The sequence below is a fragment of the Streptomyces sp. S186 genome (genome assembly GCF_051603415.1).
Taxonomy (GTDB): domain Bacteria; phylum Actinomycetota; class Actinomycetes; order Streptomycetales; family Streptomycetaceae; genus Streptomyces.
The window spans coordinates 5,432,383-5,449,252 of sequence record NZ_CP193932.1 but is presented as its reverse complement, the minus strand read 5'-3'; the positions used below and the strand labels follow the sequence as shown (position 1 = coordinate 5,449,252).

The 16,870-nt window shown below is 73.2% G+C and carries 10 protein-coding genes; 3 read left to right on the top strand and 7 right to left on the bottom strand.

The features are described from left to right. Positions 1 to 11 precede the first annotated feature (11 nt). Genes ACRAS8_RS23450 through ACRAS8_RS23440 form a run of 3 tightly spaced genes read right to left on the bottom strand, consistent with a single transcriptional unit; the run spans position 12 to position 9,495 of the window. Positions 12 to 2,891, bottom strand: coding sequence for a type I polyketide synthase (locus ACRAS8_RS23450; protein ID WP_438487968.1), 2,880 nt, complete (start codon positions 2,889 to 2,891; stop codon positions 12 to 14). Next, entirely contained in the window at positions 2,888 to 6,397 is a 3,510-nt protein-coding gene (locus tag ACRAS8_RS23445; protein WP_438487967.1) for an amino acid adenylation domain-containing protein, read from the bottom strand. The genes ACRAS8_RS23450 and ACRAS8_RS23445 overlap by 4 nt, the downstream gene beginning before the upstream one ends. Next, the gene (locus ACRAS8_RS23440) at positions 6,394 to 9,495 is read right to left on the bottom strand and encodes a type I polyketide synthase (protein ID WP_438487966.1); all 3,102 of its coding nucleotides are present in this window, start codon (positions 9,493 to 9,495) and stop codon (positions 6,394 to 6,396) included. Before ACRAS8_RS23440 ends, ACRAS8_RS23445 begins: the two co-directional genes overlap by 4 nt. Before the next feature lie 844 nt (positions 9,496 to 10,339). Between ACRAS8_RS23440 and ACRAS8_RS23435 the strand changes: the two genes are divergently transcribed. Further along, positions 10,340 to 10,720, top strand: coding sequence for an arsenate reductase family protein (locus tag ACRAS8_RS23435; protein ID WP_438487965.1), 381 nt, complete (start codon positions 10,340 to 10,342; stop codon positions 10,718 to 10,720). Here ACRAS8_RS23435 and ACRAS8_RS23430 read toward each other — a convergent pair. Together ACRAS8_RS23430 and ACRAS8_RS23425 are read right to left on the bottom strand one after the other, a co-directional pair. Beyond that, positions 10,717 to 10,911 (bottom strand): hypothetical protein, encoded by a 195-nt coding sequence (locus tag ACRAS8_RS23430; protein WP_026247383.1) that lies wholly within the window; start codon positions 10,909 to 10,911, stop codon positions 10,717 to 10,719. The two genes, ACRAS8_RS23435 and ACRAS8_RS23430, sit on opposite strands and share 4 nt — an antisense overlap. 243 nt (positions 10,912 to 11,154) lie before the next feature. Further along, on the bottom strand, positions 11,155 to 12,300 hold the full coding sequence (locus tag ACRAS8_RS23425; protein ID WP_438487964.1) for a PP2C family protein-serine/threonine phosphatase: 1,146 nt from the start codon (positions 12,298 to 12,300) through the stop codon (positions 11,155 to 11,157). Between the two features lie 127 nt (positions 12,301 to 12,427). Here ACRAS8_RS23425 and ACRAS8_RS23420 point away from each other — a divergent pair, with 127 nt between their 5' ends. Then, the gene (locus tag ACRAS8_RS23420; protein ID WP_438487963.1) at positions 12,428 to 13,657 is read left to right on the top strand and encodes a GNAT family N-acetyltransferase; all 1,230 of its coding nucleotides are present in this window, start codon (positions 12,428 to 12,430) and stop codon (positions 13,655 to 13,657) included. Positions 13,658 to 13,685: 28 nt separating this feature from the next. Here the strand turns inward: ACRAS8_RS23420 and ACRAS8_RS23415 are convergent, their stop codons facing one another. Beyond that, complete coding sequence (locus ACRAS8_RS23415; RefSeq protein WP_438487962.1) at positions 13,686 to 14,519, bottom strand: Fpg/Nei family DNA glycosylase; 834 nt, start codon at positions 14,517 to 14,519, stop codon at positions 13,686 to 13,688. Between the two features lie 203 nt (positions 14,520 to 14,722). Beyond that, positions 14,723 to 15,211 carry a ribose-5-phosphate isomerase gene (locus tag ACRAS8_RS23410; protein ID WP_438487961.1) on the bottom strand — a complete coding sequence of 163 codons (489 nt, stop codon included), beginning with the start codon at positions 15,209 to 15,211 and terminating at the stop codon, positions 14,723 to 14,725. Between the two features lie 187 nt (positions 15,212 to 15,398). Here ACRAS8_RS23410 and ACRAS8_RS23405 point away from each other — a divergent pair, with 187 nt between their 5' ends. After that, a complete protein-coding gene (locus ACRAS8_RS23405; protein WP_438487960.1) occupies positions 15,399 to 16,865 on the top strand; it encodes an amino acid permease in 1,467 nt (488 codons plus the stop codon). Positions 16,866 to 16,870 lie beyond the last annotated feature (5 nt).

The following is a 16,870-nucleotide window of genomic DNA, read 5'->3' as shown; positions in this document are numbered from 1 at the left end:
GGGGCGGCCGGTCAGGCGGACCCGCCGTCGCCCAGCAGACGCGCGGCCTCCTCGTCCGACATCGACTCCAGCCGCTCGATCATCAGCATCCGTACGGCCTCGGCCTGTTGGCCTGGGGTGACGGCCTCCAGGATGCGTTCCATGGGCAGTTCCATCTCCAGGGCCTCGCGCAGCGCGGCGACCACCCGGGTGGCGAGCAGGGAGTCCCCGCCCAGGCCGTAGAAGTTGTCGTCCACGCCGATGAGGCGGTAGCCGAGCAGCCGCTGCCAGACGTCGGTGACCATGCTCTCCAGTTCGTCGCGCGGGGCGACGTACGCGGAGGGCAGTTCGGGGCGGTCGTAGAGCGCGGCGGGCTCGGCGGCGCCCGCCGGCGGCTCCTGGGGTGCGGGCCCGGCGCCGGCCGGTGCCCCGTCCCCGGCGGGCTTCCGTACCGGTGCGAGCCGGTAGCCGCGGCGCTCGAAGGGGTAGGTGGGCAGCGGAATCCGGCGGCGGTCCCGGTCCGCGGCATACGCCGACCAGTCCACCTCCACGCCCAGGCTCCACAGCCGCGCCAGCGCGCCCGCCGGGCCGCCTCCCGTGGTGTCCCCGGTTTCGTCTCCGTCTCCGACCGGCTCGTCCGCCGGCCAGGAGTGGACGCACGGGACGGCAGGGCCCCCGGCGTCGGCCCACTCCTGCGGCCGGACGCCCGGCGCACCGAACCCGATCTCCAGCAGCACGGGGTCGCCGGCCTTGTGCACGGTGTCGCGCACCCCGCCGTCCACCCGGAGGGCGCCGGCCGCGCCGCCGGTCCAGTACGCGGGGTCGGCGGCCTCGGCGTCGGTGATCCAGGTGCCGGTGACCGCGGACAGATACGGGACGGCCGGTGCCTGCGGTGCGACGGCGTCGGGCGTCCGGCCGGCCGCCAGGGCGAGGGCGTCGCCGAGCGGGAGGATCCCGGCCAGGCAGGCCGCGGCGTACGCGCCGGCGCCGGTGCCCAGCAGCGCCTGCGGTGCCACGCCCCAGGACGTCCACAGGCGGGCGAGCGCATAGTGCGCGGCGAAGACGACGGCGTCGCTGTTCCCGCCGGCGCCGGTGGCCGGGTCCGCGGTGGCGTTGCCGGTCGTCGCCTCGCGCAGGTCGTGGCCCAGCACCGTGCGGCCCGCCTCGGCGACCCGGTCGAAGTGCTCCCGGAAGACCGGCTCCGCCGCGTACGCCGCCCGGGCCGCGGCCAGGACATCCGGGAGCCGGTCGCCGGCGGCGGCGCCGGAGAGCAGGAACGTCACCGGGCGGCGGCCGGCAACCGCCGTGCTCCCGGCCGCCGTTCGGCGCAGCGCCGCGGCGGCCTCCTGGGCGGTGCGGGCGACCACCGCGCGCCGGTGGGCGAACTCGTCACGCCCGGCCTGGAGGGTGAAGGCCGCGTCGGCCAGCTCCACCCCGCCCTCGTCCAGCCGCTCGGCCAGCCGCTCCGCGGCGACGGCCAGCGCGGCGGCCGAGCGCGCGGACACCGGCAGCACCTGCCGGTCCCGGCCGCCCGCGCGGGCCCCGGGCCGGGCGGGCGCCGGCGGCGCCTGCTCCAGCACGACATGGGCGTTGGTGCCGCCCATGCCGAAGGAGCTGACGGCGGCGCGCCTCGGCCCCTCGCCCTCCCACGGCCGCAACTCCGTGTTCACGAAGAACGGCGAACCCGCGAAATCGATCTGCGGATTCGGCGCCTCGAAATTCAACGACGGCGGCAACACACCATCCCGCACCGACAACACCGCCTTGATGAAACCCGTCACCCCCGCCGCCGCATCCAAATGCCCCACATTCGACTTCACCGAACCCAACGCACAAAACCCCGACCGCTCCGTGAAACCCCGCCACGCCTGCGTCAACGCAGCCACCTCGATCGGGTCCCCCAACGCCGTCCCCGTACCATGCGCCTCCACCAACCCGATCGACGCCGGATCAACCCCCGACACCTCCAACGCATCGGTGATCACCGCCGCCTGACCCGCCACACTCGGCGCCGTGAAACCCACCTTCACCGCACCGTCGTTATTGACCGCCGAACCCCGCACCACCGCATACACAAAATCCCCGTCAGCCACCGCATCCGCCCACCGCTTCAACACCACCGCACCCACACCACTGCCGCCCACGGCGCCGCCGCCGGAGGCGTCGAAGGCGCGGCAGTGCCCGTCCTGCGACATCGGCCCGCCCTCGCGGTAGACGTACCCCGCGCGGTGCGGGACCTGCACGGACACGCCGCCCGCGACGGCCATGTCGCACTCTGCGTAGGCCAGGGCCTGGCAGGCGTGGTGCAGCGCGACGAGCGACGTCGAGCAGGCGGTCTGCACGGTCATCGCCGGCCCGTTCAGCCCGAGTTTGTAGGCCACCCGGGTCGCCAGGAAATCCGCGCCGTTGCCCAGGATCAGCGGCAGTTCGTCGGCGAACAGCGCACGGAAGAGTTCCGGGTCGCTGCCGACGGCGTGCAGCAGATAGGTGGAGATCGAGGAACCGGCATAGACGCCGACCCGGCCGTCGACACGGCCCGGCGCATATCCGGCGTCCTCCAGCGCCGACCATGACGTCTCCAGGAACAACCGCTGCTGCGGATCGGTGAGTTCGGCCTCCCGCGCGCTCACGTCGAAGAAACCGGCGTCGAAGTGGTCCCAGTCGTCCAGTACCGCCTTCGCCGGCACGTAATCGGGCCGGCGGAACAGCTCGGGCGCCACCCCCTCCGCCGCCAGCTCCTCCTCCGAGAAGAACGACACCGACTCCACACCACCGCGCACATTCCGCCAGAACGACGCCACGTCTGCCGCCCCCGGAAAACGCCCCGCCATACCGACCACGGCAATGGCACCGTCGAATTCCGCGCCGTCCGTCTCCGCACCGTCGAATTCCGCATGGTCCGGCCGAGTCATGAGGCATCTCCCGTTCCCCGGCGGGCGCCGCCCCGGCCGCCCGCGCGTCGTTCTCTGAGTCGTTCGGTGCCCGCCCGGCGCCCGCGGGCCCGCTGCCGGGCGTCCTGGGCCGCCTCGTCCGGGCCGTCGGCCGGGCCCGCCGGGCCGCGGTCGAGGTGGGCGCTGAGCGCGGCGACGGTCGGGTACTGGAACAGTTCGACGATCGGCAGTTCCCGGCCGAACTCCGCACGGAGCCCGGCCTGCACCTGCAGCGCGAGCAGCGAGTGGCCGCCGAGGTCGAAGAAGTTGTCGTGCAGGCCGACCCGTTCCGCGCCCAGGACCTCGCGCCAGACCGCGGCCACGGCCTTGGCGGTGTCGGTGCCGGGCGCCTGGTAGGGGGCGCCCGCCGACAGCTTCCGGCCGCCCGCGGCGGCCAGCGCGCGCCGGTCGACCTTGCCGTTGGCGTTCACCGGCAGCGCGTCCAGCACGGTGAAGCCGGCCGGGCACATGTACGCGGGCAGCCGCTCGGCGAGCGCCCGGCGCAGCTCCTCCGCGGTCAGCGCCGCCGGTGCCGCGTCCGACCGTCCGGCACCGTCCGCCGACGGCACGAGATACGCGTGGAGTTCGGTCCCCGCCGCGCCCTCGCGGGGGAGCACCACCGCCTCGCCGACGGCGGGGTGGGCCCGCAGCGCGGCCTCCACCTCGCCCGGTTCGATGCGGTGGCCGCGGATCTTCACCTGGTTGTCCAGCCGGCCCAGGTACTCCAGGGTGCCGTCGGCGCGCCGGCGCACCTGGTCGCCGGTGCGGTAGAGCCGGGCGCCGGGCGGCCCGTAGGGGTCCGGTACGTAGCGGTCGGCGGTCAGGGCGGGGCGGCCGCGGTAGCCGCGGGTCACGCCGGCGCCGCCGATGAGGAGTTCGCCGGGCACACCGGGCGGCACCAGCGCACCCCGGCGGTCCACGACGTAGGTGCGGGCGCTGCCCACCGGGCTGCCGATCGGCACCGGCCCGGCCTCCGGTCCGGTGCGGTGGCCCACGGCCCACACGGTGGTCTCCGTCGGCCCGTACAGGTTGCGGACGTCGCCGACCCGCTCGCGCAGCTGGGCGTCGAGTTCGGGGCTGAGCGCCTCGCCGGCCGAGACGATCAGCCGCAGCCGGTCGTCGGACGCGTCCCAGCCGGCCGCGATCAGCATCCGCCAGGTGGCCGGGGTCGCCATGAGGACGGTGACGCCCTCGTCCCGTACGAGGCGGCGCAGCCGGGCCCCGTCGCGCACCCCGGCCTCGTCGGCCATCACCAGCCGGGCGCCGCTGACCAGCGGCAGGAAGATCTCCGGTACGGCGATGTCGAAGCAGACCGTGCCGACCGCGCAGAGCACGTCGTCCGGTCCGAAGGCGAACATCTCCCGGGTGTGGCCGAGCACATCGGCCATGTTGCGGTGACTGACCTGGACGCCCTTGGGGGCCCCGGTCGATCCGGAGGTGTGGATGACATAGGCGAGGTTGTCGGGCGCGGCCGGGCCGCCGCCGGCCACCGCGCCGGACCCGGCCGCCGGGGCAGGGACGGGCGGTTCGTCCACGCACCACACCGGGACCGCGCCGTGCGCCGCGAAGCGCCCCGCCAGCTCCCGGGTGGTGAGCACCCCGGCGGCCCCGGTGTCGGCGAGCAGATAGCCCAGCCGCTCGTCGGGGAAGGCGGGATCCAGCGGGACGTATCCGGCGCCCGCCCGCTGCACGGCCACCAGGGCGGCCACCAGCTCGGCGGTACGCGGCAGGCAGACCCCCACCGCGGCCTCCGGCCCGATCCCGGCCGCCCGCAGCCGGGCCGCCAACGCGTCCGCCCGGCGGTCGAGTTCGGCGAAGGTGAGCCGGGCGTCCGTGCCGACGACCGCGACGGCGCCGGGGGTCGCGGCCGCCTGGCGGGCGATCTGCTCGGGGACGCTGGGGCCGGCCAGCGCCGGCCCGGTCCCGGCCCAGCGCAGCAGCCGCGCGGTCTCGTCCGGTGCGAGCAACGGCAGCCGGGACAGCGGCTGTCCGGGATCGTCGGCGGCGCCGTCCAGGACGTTGAGCAGCTGCTGCAGGAACCTTTCGGCGGTGGCGCGGTCGAAGAGCGCGCCGGCGAACTCCAGCCGCCCGGTGATCTCCCGGCCCCGCTGGACGAAGCCGAGCTGGAGGTCAAACTTGGCGGTGCCGGTGTGCACGGCGACCGGCTCCACTTCCAGGCCGGCCAGCTCGGCGCGGGTCATGGCCCCGCTCTGCCAGGTGCACAGGACCTGGAACACCGGGTGACTGCCGGCGTCGCGGTCCGGCTGGAGCTCCTCCACCAGCTTCTCGAACGGCAGGTCCTGGTGGGCGTACGCCTCGTTGGCGCCGTCCCGGACCCGCTCGACCAGCCCCCGGAACGACGGGTCGCCGGCGAGGTCGGTGCGCAGCACCACGGTGTTGGCCAAGTAGCCCACCAGCCCCTGGAGTTCGGGCCGAGTGCGGCCCGCGACCGGGACGCCGACGAGCTGGTCCTCCCGGCCGCTCCAGCGCAGCAGCACGGTGTGGAACGCAGCCAGCGCCACCGCGAACGGGCTGGCCGCGCAGTCGGCGGCGAGCGAGCGCAGCCGCTCCGCGGTCCGCGCGGGAAGCGTGAAGTGGAGCTCGTCGCCGCGGAAGTCCTGGGTGGCCGGCCGCGGCCGGTCGGTGGGCAGCATCGGCTCCATCGGGGCGCCGGCCAGCCGGGTCCGCCAGTGGTCCAGCAGGCCCTTCAGGCGCGCGCCGGTCAGCTCCCGCCGCTGCCGGGCCGCGTACGCGCCGAACTGGAGCGCCGGTGCGGGCAGCGGGTCGGGGCGGCCCGCCCGGAACGCCGCGTACAGGGCGTCGAGTTCGCTCAGCAGCACCCCGCCGGCCCAGCCGTCCGCCGCGATGTGATGCAGCGTCAACAGCAGGAAGTGGCGGCGGTCGGCGAGCCGCAGCAGCCGGGCCCGCAGCAGCGGCCCGGTGCGCAGGTCGAACGGCTCCCGGGCATCGGCCTGCCGGATGCGCTCCAGCACCGCGTCCCGGCGCGCCGCGGCCACGCCACGCAGGTCGTCCGTCCGCAGCCGCAGCGGGCGGTGCGGCTGGACCCGCTGGACGGCGCCGCCGCCCGGCTCCTCCCGCACGACGCTGCGCAGCACCTCGTGGCGGCGCAGCAGGCCGTCCAGCGCCCATTCCAGGGCGGGCACGTCGAGGTCGCCGGTCAGGTGCAGGCCCAGCGGGAGGTTGTAGGCGGGGTTGCCGGGGCTGATCTGCTCCAGGAACCACAGCCTGAGCTGGGTGAAGGACAGCGGGGCGGCGGCGTCCTCGACGGGCGGCGCGGGGGCGTCCTCGGCAGGCGGCGCGATGCTCTCCGTGGCGGCCGGGGTGCCGGCTCCGGGGCGTCCGCCGCCGTTCAGCCAGCTGCGCAGCAGCGCCTGCTTGGCCTCCGAGAGCTGTGTCCCGGAGGCGTCCGCAGGGCCGGCGGAGGCGGTGCCGGGGCCGGACGCGGCGGCCGGACCGGGCGCGGTCATGCGGCGCCCCCGTCCTGCCGGGCCGCCACCAGCCGCTCGACGATCTCGGCCTGGTCCTCGACCGTCGGGTGCTGGAACATCAGCTCCACCGGCACCGGGACCGCGTACAACTCCTCCAGCTGCGCGGCGAGTTCGATGCTCACCAGCGAGTCGCCGCCCAGGTCCACGAAGTCGTCGTGCAGGCCGACCCGTTCGAAGCCCAGCAGCCCGCTCCACAGTCCGGCGACCGTGCGCTGCAGCTCGGTGCGCGGCTCCACGTACGCCACCCGCAGCTCCGGCCGGCGGTAGCGGGCGCCCTCCGCCGCCCCGGCCTCCGGCACCCGGCCCTGCGGCGCCTCCGAGCGCACCAGCGGCGCCTGCGAACGCGTCACCGGGTGGGCCTGTGCGGGCGGTTCGGCCGCGTCGGCGTCCGGTCCGCCCGGGGCCGCCGCCTCCGTCACGGTGCCGGCCTTGCCGCCGAGCCGGTAGCTCTCCCCCTCGAAGGGGTACGTGGGCAGCGGCACCCGGCGGCCCCCGGCACCGCCGCGCACGGCGGCCCAGTCCACCTCCACGCCGGTCTCCCACAGCCGGGCGGCGGTGCGCACGGCGCTGGCCCGCTCCTCGTCCTTGGGCGTGCCGGCCACCGGGAAGGTGGCGAAGGCGCGGTCGTCGTCGTTGCCCCAGCGGCGCAGCAGCCAGGCCATGCCGGTGCCGGGCCCGGCCTCCAGGAAGATCCGGTCGTCGTCGTCCAGCGCCGCGGCCTGGCAGTCGCCGAAGCGGATGGTCTCCCGCAGGTGGCGCACCCAGTACTCGGGGTCGGTGGCCAGCTCGTCGGTGATCCAGGTGCCGGTGAGGTTGGAGCAGAACGGCAGGGTGGGCGGGTTGAGGGTGACGCCGCGCACGACCTCGCGGAACTCGTCGAGAACCGGGTCCATCAGCGGGGAGTTGAAGGCCCGCCGCGCGGGCAGCCGCAGCCGGCGGATGCCCTCGCCGGCCAGCTGCCGTTCGACGGCGTCGACGGCCTCGGGCGCCCCGGACAGCACGCACTGGTCGTCGGCGTTGACGGCGGCGAGCGAGAGTCCGGCGGCCGCGGCGATCTCGGCGGCCTGCTCCTCACCGGCGCCGATGACCATCATCGCGCCGGGCTCCGTGGACTGGGCCAGCCGGCCGCGTGCGACGACGAGAGTCAGGGCGTCCTCCAGTGTGAGGACGCCGGCGAAGTGGGCCGCGACGTACTCACCGAGGCTGTGGCCCAGCATCGCCGTGGGGGTCACGCCCCAGGACATCCACAGCCGGGCGAGGGCGTACTCCATGGCGAACAGCGCGGGGTGGTCCACGTCCGTGCCCCGCGACCGGCCGCGCAGATCGGCGTCCGGCGCGACGTTGACGAACTCCCGCAGGTCGTGACCGAGCAGCGGCCGGGCCAGTTCGGCGACCTCGTCGAGGTGCTCGCGGTAGACCGGCTCGGTCTCGTACAGCCCGCGGCCGACGCTGACATAGCGGACCTCCTGCCAGGGGAACAGGAAGGCCACCTGGGCCGGGACGCCCCGCTGGGCGGGGCCGGGTATCCGCTCCGGCACGGGGCCGCGCAGCGCCGCGGCGGCCTCCTGGGCGGTACGGGCGACCACCGCGCGCCGGTGGGCGAACTCACCGCGCCCGGCCTGCAGCGTGAACGCCGCGTCGGCCAGCTCCACCCCGCCCTCGTCCAGCCGACCGGCCAGCCGCTCGACCGCCGCGGAGAGCGCCGATGCGGAGCGCGCCGAGACCGTCACGGCCGCGCAGTCCTCCTGCCGCGGGCGCGCCTCCGCCTCGGGGGCCTGCTCCACGACGACATGGGCGTTGGTCCCGCCGACGCCGAAGGAGCTGACGGCGGCGCGCCGCGGCCCGTCGCCCTCCCACGGCCGCAACTCCGTATTGACGAAGAACGGCGAACCGGCGAAATCGATCTGCGGATTCGGCGCCTCGAAATTCAACGACGGCGGCAACACACCATCCCGCACCGACAACACCGCCTTGATGAAACCCGTCACCCCCGCCGCCGCATCCAAATGCCCCACATTCGACTTCACCGAACCCAACGCACAAAACCCCGACCGCTCCGTGAAACCCCGCCACGCCTGCGTCAACGCAGCCAACTCGATCGGGTCCCCCAACGCCGTCCCCGTACCATGCGCCTCCACCAACCCGATCGACGCCGGATCAACCCCCGACACCTCCAACGCATCGGTGATCACCGCCGCCTGACCCGCCACACTCGGCGCCGTGAAACCCACCTTCACCGCACCGTCGTTATTGACCGCCGAACCCCGCACCACCGCATACACGAAATCCCCGTCAGCCACCGCATCCGCCCACCGCTTCAACACCACCGCACCCACACCACTGCCCATCACCACTCCGCCGGCAGCGGCGTCGAATGCCCGGCAGTGCCCGTCCCTGGACTGGATACCGCCGTTGCGGTAGACGTATCCGGCACGCTGCGGGACCTGCACGGAAACACCGCCGGCCAGGGCCATGTCGCATTCGGAGACCAGCAGTGCCTGACATGCCTGGTGCAGCGCGACGAGCGACGTCGAGCAGGCGGTCTGCACGGTCATCGCCGGCCCGTTCAGCCCGAGTTTGTACGCCACCCGCGTCGCCAGGAAATCCGCGCCGTTGCCGAGTTGGGTCTGCATGTCGCCGATGAGTTCGGCGGCCGAGGGATCACGGGCGATATGCGTGAGCAGATAGGTCGACGGGGACGCCCCGGCATAGACGCCCACCCGGGCGTCGATACGGCCCGGCGCATATCCGGCGTCCTCCAGCGCCGACCACGACGTCTCCAGGAACAACCGCTGCTGAGGGTCCGTCAACTCGGCCTCGCGCGCGCTGAACTCGAAGAATCCCGCGTCGAAGCGGTCCCAGTCGTCCAGCACCGCCTTCGCCGGCACATAGTCCGGCCGGCGGAACACCTCGGGGGCCACCCCCTCCGCCGCCAGCTCCTCCTCCGAGAAGAACGACACCGACTCCACACCACCGCGCACATTCCGCCAGAACGACGCCACATCCGCCGCCCCCGGAAAACGCCCCGCCATACCGACCACGGCTACCGCGTCGTGCAGTTCTGCCCTGTCTTCCATGTCTCCCTCTTCAGAGTTCAGGCGCGTGCTGTCAGCTTTTTCCGCGCGTGGGAACGGGTGGTTCTCCCGCCGCCGCACGGATGGTGAACGGCAGGCGGAGCAGGCCGGGCGGTTCCGCGGAGCGGCCGGACAACCGGCGGCTCCGGACAACCGGTCGAGCGGACCAGGAAATTGAGGAATGGGGCGAGAGGGCGCACGGCACCGGGGAATACCAGCCCCGAGAGGGAATCAGACGCGCGGGCTGCGCCGCCGCGCCGGAATCCGGAACATGCGCCGGGTATCAGGTGTCGGGCAACATCCGGCACCGCGCCGGTAAAAGGAGTTCATACCGCGCCTCCGGCCCTGGTCGGCCGAAGGGGAATCAACAGGGAACCCTTACCGGCATCCGCGCTCCGAGTCGCCCGGGAGTAACAATCCCCAGATGGGCATAAGGGCACAGTTCGGCGGACATAATCCCGCCGGTCCGCGCACCGACGGCACGGACACTCCGGATCCCGCCGGTAAGTCTCCCGTTGGCAGGTCTCCCGCTGCTAACGGAAGCTGCTCATTGCGCATGTTCTCCCCCGCTGACGCTACTTCACTTCTGGAAACGCAACAGTAACGCGACAGTATGGGCCCCTTGAGCCCAGGCGATCATGACAGTCGCCCGGCTCGCGCGTCAACGACGGTCGCGTCACATCACCTACCGGAGGGTACGTCCCCGGGCCGGAGACCGCACAAATAATTCTTCGCTCAGCGGAACTGCGACGGCGCTACGACAGCGCTACGGAGCACCGGGACGAACGCGCCCGAAAGGAACCCCAACTCACCGGTACTCACTGGTGGGGTTGACTAGGCTGAAGCCATGGAGATCTGGATCAACCCGGCCTGTTCCAAGTGCCGTTCCGCCGTGCGGCTCCTCGACGCGGAGGGCGCGGAGTACACCGTGCGGCGCTACCTCGAAGAGCCGCCGAGCGCCCAGGAGCTGCGCGAGGTGCTGACGCGGCTGGCGCTGGAGCCGTGGGACATCACCCGCACCCAGGAGGCCGAGGCGAAGGAACTCGGCCTGAAGGACTGGGGCCGCACGGCGGACGACCGCGAACGGTGGATCGAGGCGCTGGCGGCGCACCCCCGGCTGATCCAGCGCCCGATCATCACCGCCGACGACGGCTCGGCGCTGGTGGGACGCAGCGAGGATGCCGTACGGGACGCGCTGGGGCGGACCGGGGGCGGGCAGACCCCCTAGAACGTGATGTGGTTGATCGTGTTCGCGATCGAGTTCAGGAATCTGTTGATCGACGGCGCCATGCCCGTGGAGGCGAGGAAGAAGCCGAAGAGTATGGCGACGAACGCCGGGCCGGCCTTGATCGCCTTCTGTTTGATCAGTACGACCAGGATGATCCCCAGCATCAGGACAACTGACAGCGACAGAGCCACAACTGATCACACCCTCGGTCGGAACGCCTCACCGGCCCTGGGGCATACCGTGCACACCCCTGGCACCCATCGTGCCATCAACTCCATGCCCATCGCAGGCAGGTGACCAATCTTCGGCCAACGCTTCGTCCGATTCACGGGGTTGGCGTGAAGTGGGGTGAGTGTGGGGCTGTGGGGTGGTCCGATGCGTCCGATGCGGCCGCGCCACCCCGGCACCACCGGGGAAGGAGTCCCCGGGAGGGATCAGCCGTCGCGGCAGATGAGCAGCAGCGCCCGGTCGTCGTTGACGTCCTTGGCGACCGCCTCGATCAGATGCCAGGCGGCGCCGGCGAAGCCGCTGTGCACATAGCGCTCGGCCTCGCCGGTCAGCCGGTCCATGCCCTCGGCGATGTCGCGGTCGGCGGCCTCCACCAGGCCGTCGGTGAACAGCATCAGCACGTCGCCCGGGCGCAGCGTCCCCTTGACCGGGTCGAACTGGGCGCCGTCGTAGACCCCGAGCAGCGGGCCCTCCCCCGCCTTCTCCTCCCAGCGGCCGGTGCCCGCGCTGAGCTGGAGGCCGGGGAGATGGCCGGCGGAGAACAGCTCGTAGTCGCCGGATTCCAGGTCCAGGACGAGGTGGACGGAGGTGGCGAAGCCCTCGTCCCAGTCCTGGCGGAGCAGATAGCCGTTGGCGGCCGGGAGGAAGCCGTGCGGCGGGAGGGAGCCGAGCAGGCCGCCGAAGGCGCCGGACAGGAGCAGCGCGCGGGACGCCGCATCCATGCCCTTGCCGGAGACGTCGGTGAGCACGACCTCCAGGATGTTGCCGCCCTGGGTGCGCGAGGCCACCACGAAGTCGCCGGAGAAGGACTGGCCGCCGGCCGGGCGGAGCGCCATCTCGTGGTGCCAGCCCTTGGGGAGCTTGGGCAGCGTGCTCTGCACCCGGATCCGTTCGCGCAGGTCGAAGAGCATGGTGCCGCCGCGCCGCCAGGGCACCCCGACCCGGCTGCGGAACTGCGCCACCAGCAGCCCGGAGAGCCCGACCGCGGCGACCACCAGGACCGTGCCCGGAGTGATCCGGTCCCGCCCCTGGTCGTACGGGCCGAACAGCGCCGCCTCGACGATCAGTGCGGCGGCCGAGGCGGCGTACAGGACGAGGAGGTTGGCCGGCCGCAGCAGCAGCCCGCCGGCGATGACCGGGAGGACCAGCGCGGTCGGCGCGATCCACTCCGGGTGCCAGAGGGTGCCGAGGGCGATGGCCGGGACGGCGGCGAGCAGGGCGGCCAGCGCGAGCCAGTCGGAGCCGTCGCCGCGGAAGTAGTCGACGCCGGCCTTGCGCATGCCGATGCGGGTCCGGTGCAGCCGTTTGTGCATCCGGGCCCTCAGGCTTTCCGCTCCCGCGCCGCGTGTCATTTCCCTGGGACCTTATCCACCCGTTCGGCGGCGCGTCGATTCGCCGCACGTCACTCCGGGGAATTGCCGGGAAATCCCGTTCGAAATGCGGTCGCGCGGCCGGAGGAACTGCTGCTAGGGATGGCTCATGACGACAGAGTTGCGGCCGTTGCGCGAGGGCGACTGGGATGCCTGGTACGACCAGCTGGACATGGCGTTCGGCGGGGTGCCGGACGGGCCGGAGCGGCGCGCGTGGTGGCGTGAGATCACCGAGGTGGAGCGGTCCTTCGCGGTGTGGGACGGCGACGCGATCGTCGGCACCGCCGGATCGTTCTCGTTCGGACTAACCGTGCCGGGCGGCGCCGAACTCCCCGTGGCCGGCGTCACCTTGGTCAGCGTGCAGCCGACCCACCGGCGGCGCGGGGTGCTGCGCTCGATGATGCGGCACCAGCTGACGGACCTGCGCGAGCGCGGGGAGGCGCTGGCGGTGCTGACCGCCAGCGAGCCGGCGATCTACGGGCGGTTCGGCTACGGCCCGGCCGCCCAGGAGCTGCGGATGACCGTGGACACCGTGCGGCTGGCCGCCCCGGAGCTGCCGGGCGTGGACGGCGTCCGGCTGCGGCTGGCGGACCCGGCGGCGTCGGTGGCGGAGTGCGAGCGGGTCTACGGGCAGCTGGTGCCGACCCGGCCCGGGATGCTGGCGCGCCGCCCGCACTGGGAGCGCCAGGGGGTGCTCGACCCGGAGAGCGAGCGGGAGGGGGCCGGCCGGCTCCAGTGCGTGCTGGCGGAGGTGGACGGCGAGGTACGGGGCTACGCCCGGTATGCCGTCAAGCCCGACTGGGACCGCACCGGGCCGCGCGGAGTGGTGCAGCTGGGCCAGCTCGACGCGCTGGACCCGGTCGTCCACGCGGCGCTGTGGCGCTATCTGTTCGGGATCGACCTGACGGAGTCGGTGGTGGCGCGCGACCGGCCGGTGGACGACCCGCTGCTGCACCTGGTGGCCGACCACCGGCGCTGTGACATCGCCGTGCGGGAGTCGCTGTTCGCCCGGCCGGTGGACGTCGGGGCGGCGCTGGCGGCCCGGACGTACCGGACGCCGGTGGACGTGGTGCTGGAGGTCGCCGACGACTTCTGTCCGTGGAACGCGGGACGCTGGCGGCTGTCCGGCGACGAGCGGGGCGCGGTCTGCGAGCGGACCACCGATCCGGCCGAACTCGCGCTGTCCGTACGGGAGTTGGGCTCGGCCTATCTGGGCGGGTTCACGCTGTCGGCGCTGGCCGGGGCCGGGCGGGTGCGGGAGCTGCGGCCGGGGGCGCTGGCGGCGGCCTCGTTGGCGTTCGGCTCGGACGTGGCGCCGTGGCTGCCGCACGGCTTCTGACGGTTGCCGGTGCCGCCCGCGGTGGCCCTCAGGGGCGGGCGGCGGCCGGCTGGCAGCGGGGGCACCAGAAGAGGTTGCGGGCGGCGAGGCCGGCGGTGCGGATCTCGCTGCCGCAGAGGTGGCAGGGGGCGCCGGTGCGCCGGTAGACGTAGACCTCGCCGCCGTGGTCGTCGACCCGGGGCGGGCGGCCCATGGCCTCCGGGGTGTGCTCGGGGCGGACGGTGTCGATCCGGTTGTTCCGCACGCCCTCCCGCATCAGGGCGACGAGGTCGGCCCAGACCGCGTCCCACTGGTCCCGGGCCAGCTCGCGGCCGGGCAGGTAGGGGTCGATGCCGTGCCGGAAGAGGACCTCGGCGCGGTAGACGTTGCCGACGCCGGCGATCACCTTCTGGTCGAGCAGCAGCGCCGCGATGGTGGTGCGGCTGCGGGCGATCCGCCGCCAGGCCCGCTCGCCGTCGTCCGCCGGGCGCAGCGGGTCGGGGCCCAGGCGGTCGTGTATCGCCTGCTTCTCGGCGTCGGTGATCAGCGCGCAGGCGGTGGGGCCGCGCAGGTCGGCGTAGTGGCCGGCGCCGTTGACGCCGCCGACCAGCCGCAGCCGGACGGTGTCGGTGGGCGGCGGGGGCGGGGCGGTGCCGAAGCCGAGTTTGCCGAAGAGGCCGAGGTGGATGTGGACCCAGCGGTCGGGGCCGAAGCCGAGGAAGAGGTGTTTGCCGTGGGCCTCGGCGGTTTCCATGACCTGGCGGTCGATGAGGGCCGCGCCGTCGGCGAACTTGCCCTGCGGGCTGGTCGCCCGGATTGCTGCGCCCTCGAAGCGGTCGCGGTGGTCCAGCGCCAGGCGGTGGATGGTGTGCCCCTCGGGCATGGGGTGCGTCCTCCGGACGGTTTCGTTGCCGGGTGCGGCCCGGTGGCCGGTTCCGTGCCCACCCGTTCCAGCAAGGGGGTCCCCCGCGCCGTTCAGGCGTGGGGAGGAACGACTGCCCACGGAACCGGCGGCGACTGCCCACGGAACCGGCGGGGCGGCTGCCCACGAACCGGCGGGCGACTGCCACGAACCGGCGGCGGCGGTCAGTCCTGCTGCGGGTGGTGGGCCGGGATCGGGGGGAGTTCGCCGGTGGTTTCGTAGCGGGAGAGCATTTCGATGCGGCGGGTGTGGCGCTCCTCGCCGGAGTACGGGGTGGTGAGGAAGACCTCGACGAAGCGGGTGGCCTCGTCCACGGTGTGCATCCGGCCGCCGACGGAGATCACGTTGGCGTCGTTGTGCTCGCGGCCGAGCCTGGCGGTCTCCTCGCTCCAGGCCAGCGCGGCGCGGACGCCCTTGACCTTGTTGGCGGCGATCTGCTCGCCGTTGCCGGAGCCGCCGATCACGATGCCCAGGCTCTCCGGGTCGCCGGCGGTCCGCTCCGCGGCGCGCAGGCAGAACGGCGGGTAGTCGTCCTGGGCGTCGTAGATGTGGGGACCGCAGTCGACGGGCTCGTGGCCGTTGGCCTTGAGCCAGTCCACGAGGTGGTTCTTGAGGTCGAAGCCGGCATGATCGGAGCCGATGTACACGCGCATGGCATGAGTGTGGCATGCCGTTCCCGGGGTAGACGCCACCGGGGCGTGGCCGGTGCCTGTCGCCGCGGCCCGGCACTTCAGGCAACTCGCCAGTAACGACAACGATCCGGATTCGGCCCTTCCCAACGCTCGTTGACAACGTTCTAATGCCTGGGTTCGACACCGAGAACCACGAAGGACGGTGCACATGGGCGCGCACCCGCCTATTCCCCCCGCGGTCCCCACCGCCGGTCACCCCGGCGACGGCTCCGCGAACCGGTCGCCCGAAGGGCTCCAGGCCGGTCTCAAGAACCGCCATCTGTCCATGATCGCCATTGGCGGGGTGATCGGCGCCGGCCTGTTCGTCGGATCCGGAGCCGGCATCAACGCCGCCGGCCCGGGGATCCTCCTCTCGTACGCGCTGACCGGCCTGCTGGTCGTGCTGGTGATGCGGATGCTGGGCGAGATGGCCGCGGCCTCCCCCACCTCCGGCTCGTTCTCCGCCTACGCGGACCGGGCCCTGGGCCGCTGGGCCGGCTTCACCATCGGCTGGCTGTACTGGTTCTTCTGGTCGGTGGTGCTGGCGGTCGAGGCGACCGCGGCGGCGGGGATCCTGACCGGCTGGATACCGGCGGTGCCGCAGTGGGCCTGGGCGCTGCTGGTGATGATCGTGCTGACCGGCACCAACCTGGTGTCGGTGGGCTCGTTCGGCGAGTTCGAGTTCTGGTTCGCCGGGATCAAGGTCGTGGCGATCGTGATCTTCATCGTGGTCGGGGCGCTGGCGATCTTCGGGCTGCCGCCGGGGCACCACGCGGTGGGCACCGCGAACCTGCTGGGGCACGGCGGGTTCCTGCCGAAGGGGCCGGGCGCGATCCTCTCCGGAATGCTGCTGGTCGTCTTCTCGTTCATGGGCAGCGAGATCGTCACGCTGGCGGCGAGCGAGTCGCCGAACCCGGTGGTGGCCGTCCGCAAGGCCGTCAACAGCGTGATCTGGCGGATCGCGCTGTTCTACATCGGGTCGATCACGGTGATCGTGACGTTGCTGCCGTGGGACAGCGCGGCCGTGGCCAAGAGCCCGTACGTGGCGGTGCTGGAGTCGCTGAAGATTCCGTACGCGGGCACGGTGATGGACGTGGTCGTGCTGACCGCCGTCCTGTCCTGTCTGAACTCCGGGCTCTACACGGCGTCCCGGATGGCGTTCTCGCTCGGTGAGCGCGGCGACGCGCCGAAGTCGTTCGCGACGGTCAACAAGGGCGGCGTCCCGGCGGTGGCGATCTGGGCGTCGGTGGCCTTCGGCTTCATCGCGACGATCTTCAGCTACACCTCGAAGGACACCATCTTCCAGTTCCTGCTGAACTCCTCGGGCGCGGTGGCGCTCTTCGTCTGGCTGGTCATCTGCGTCTCGCAGCTGCGGATGCGCCGGACCATCGAGCGGGAGACGCCGGAGCGGCTGACGGTGCGGATGTGGCTGTACCCGTGGCTGACCTACGCCACCATCGCGCTGATCGTCTTCGTCGTGGGCTACATGTTCTACGACAAGAACGGCCGGGAGCAGATGGTGCTGTCGGTGGTGGCGGCCGCGGTGGTGCTGGTGGCCGGGCTGATCCTGCAGAAGCGGCGCCCACGGGAGGCGGCGGAGCCGGTGACACTCGCGAAGGCGCCGGAGCAGGCGTAACCGCT

Bases quoted from the DNA above. Each gene is read 5' to 3' on its own strand.
- ACRAS8_RS23405 (WP_438487960.1), top strand. From the start codon at position 15,399: ATGGGCGCGCACCCGCCTATTCCCCCCGCGGTCCCCACCGCCGGTCAC.
- ACRAS8_RS23450 (WP_438487968.1), bottom strand. From the start codon at position 2,891: ATGACTCGGCCGGACCATGCGGAATTCGACGGTGCGGAGACGGACGGC.
- ACRAS8_RS23435 (WP_438487965.1), top strand. From the start codon at position 10,340: ATGGAGATCTGGATCAACCCGGCCTGTTCCAAGTGCCGTTCCGCCGTG.
- ACRAS8_RS23425 (WP_438487964.1), bottom strand. From the start codon at position 12,300: ATGACACGCGGCGCGGGAGCGGAAAGCCTGAGGGCCCGGATGCACAAA.
- ACRAS8_RS23445 (WP_438487967.1), bottom strand. From the start codon at position 6,397: ATGACCGCGCCCGGTCCGGCCGCCGCGTCCGGCCCCGGCACCGCCTCC.
- ACRAS8_RS23415 (WP_438487962.1), bottom strand. From the start codon at position 14,519: ATGCCCGAGGGGCACACCATCCACCGCCTGGCGCTGGACCACCGCGAC.
- ACRAS8_RS23440 (WP_438487966.1), bottom strand. From the start codon at position 9,495: ATGGAAGACAGGGCAGAACTGCACGACGCGGTAGCCGTGGTCGGTATG.
- ACRAS8_RS23410 (WP_438487961.1), bottom strand. From the start codon at position 15,211: ATGCGCGTGTACATCGGCTCCGATCATGCCGGCTTCGACCTCAAGAAC.
- ACRAS8_RS23420 (WP_438487963.1), top strand. From the start codon at position 12,428: ATGACGACAGAGTTGCGGCCGTTGCGCGAGGGCGACTGGGATGCCTGG.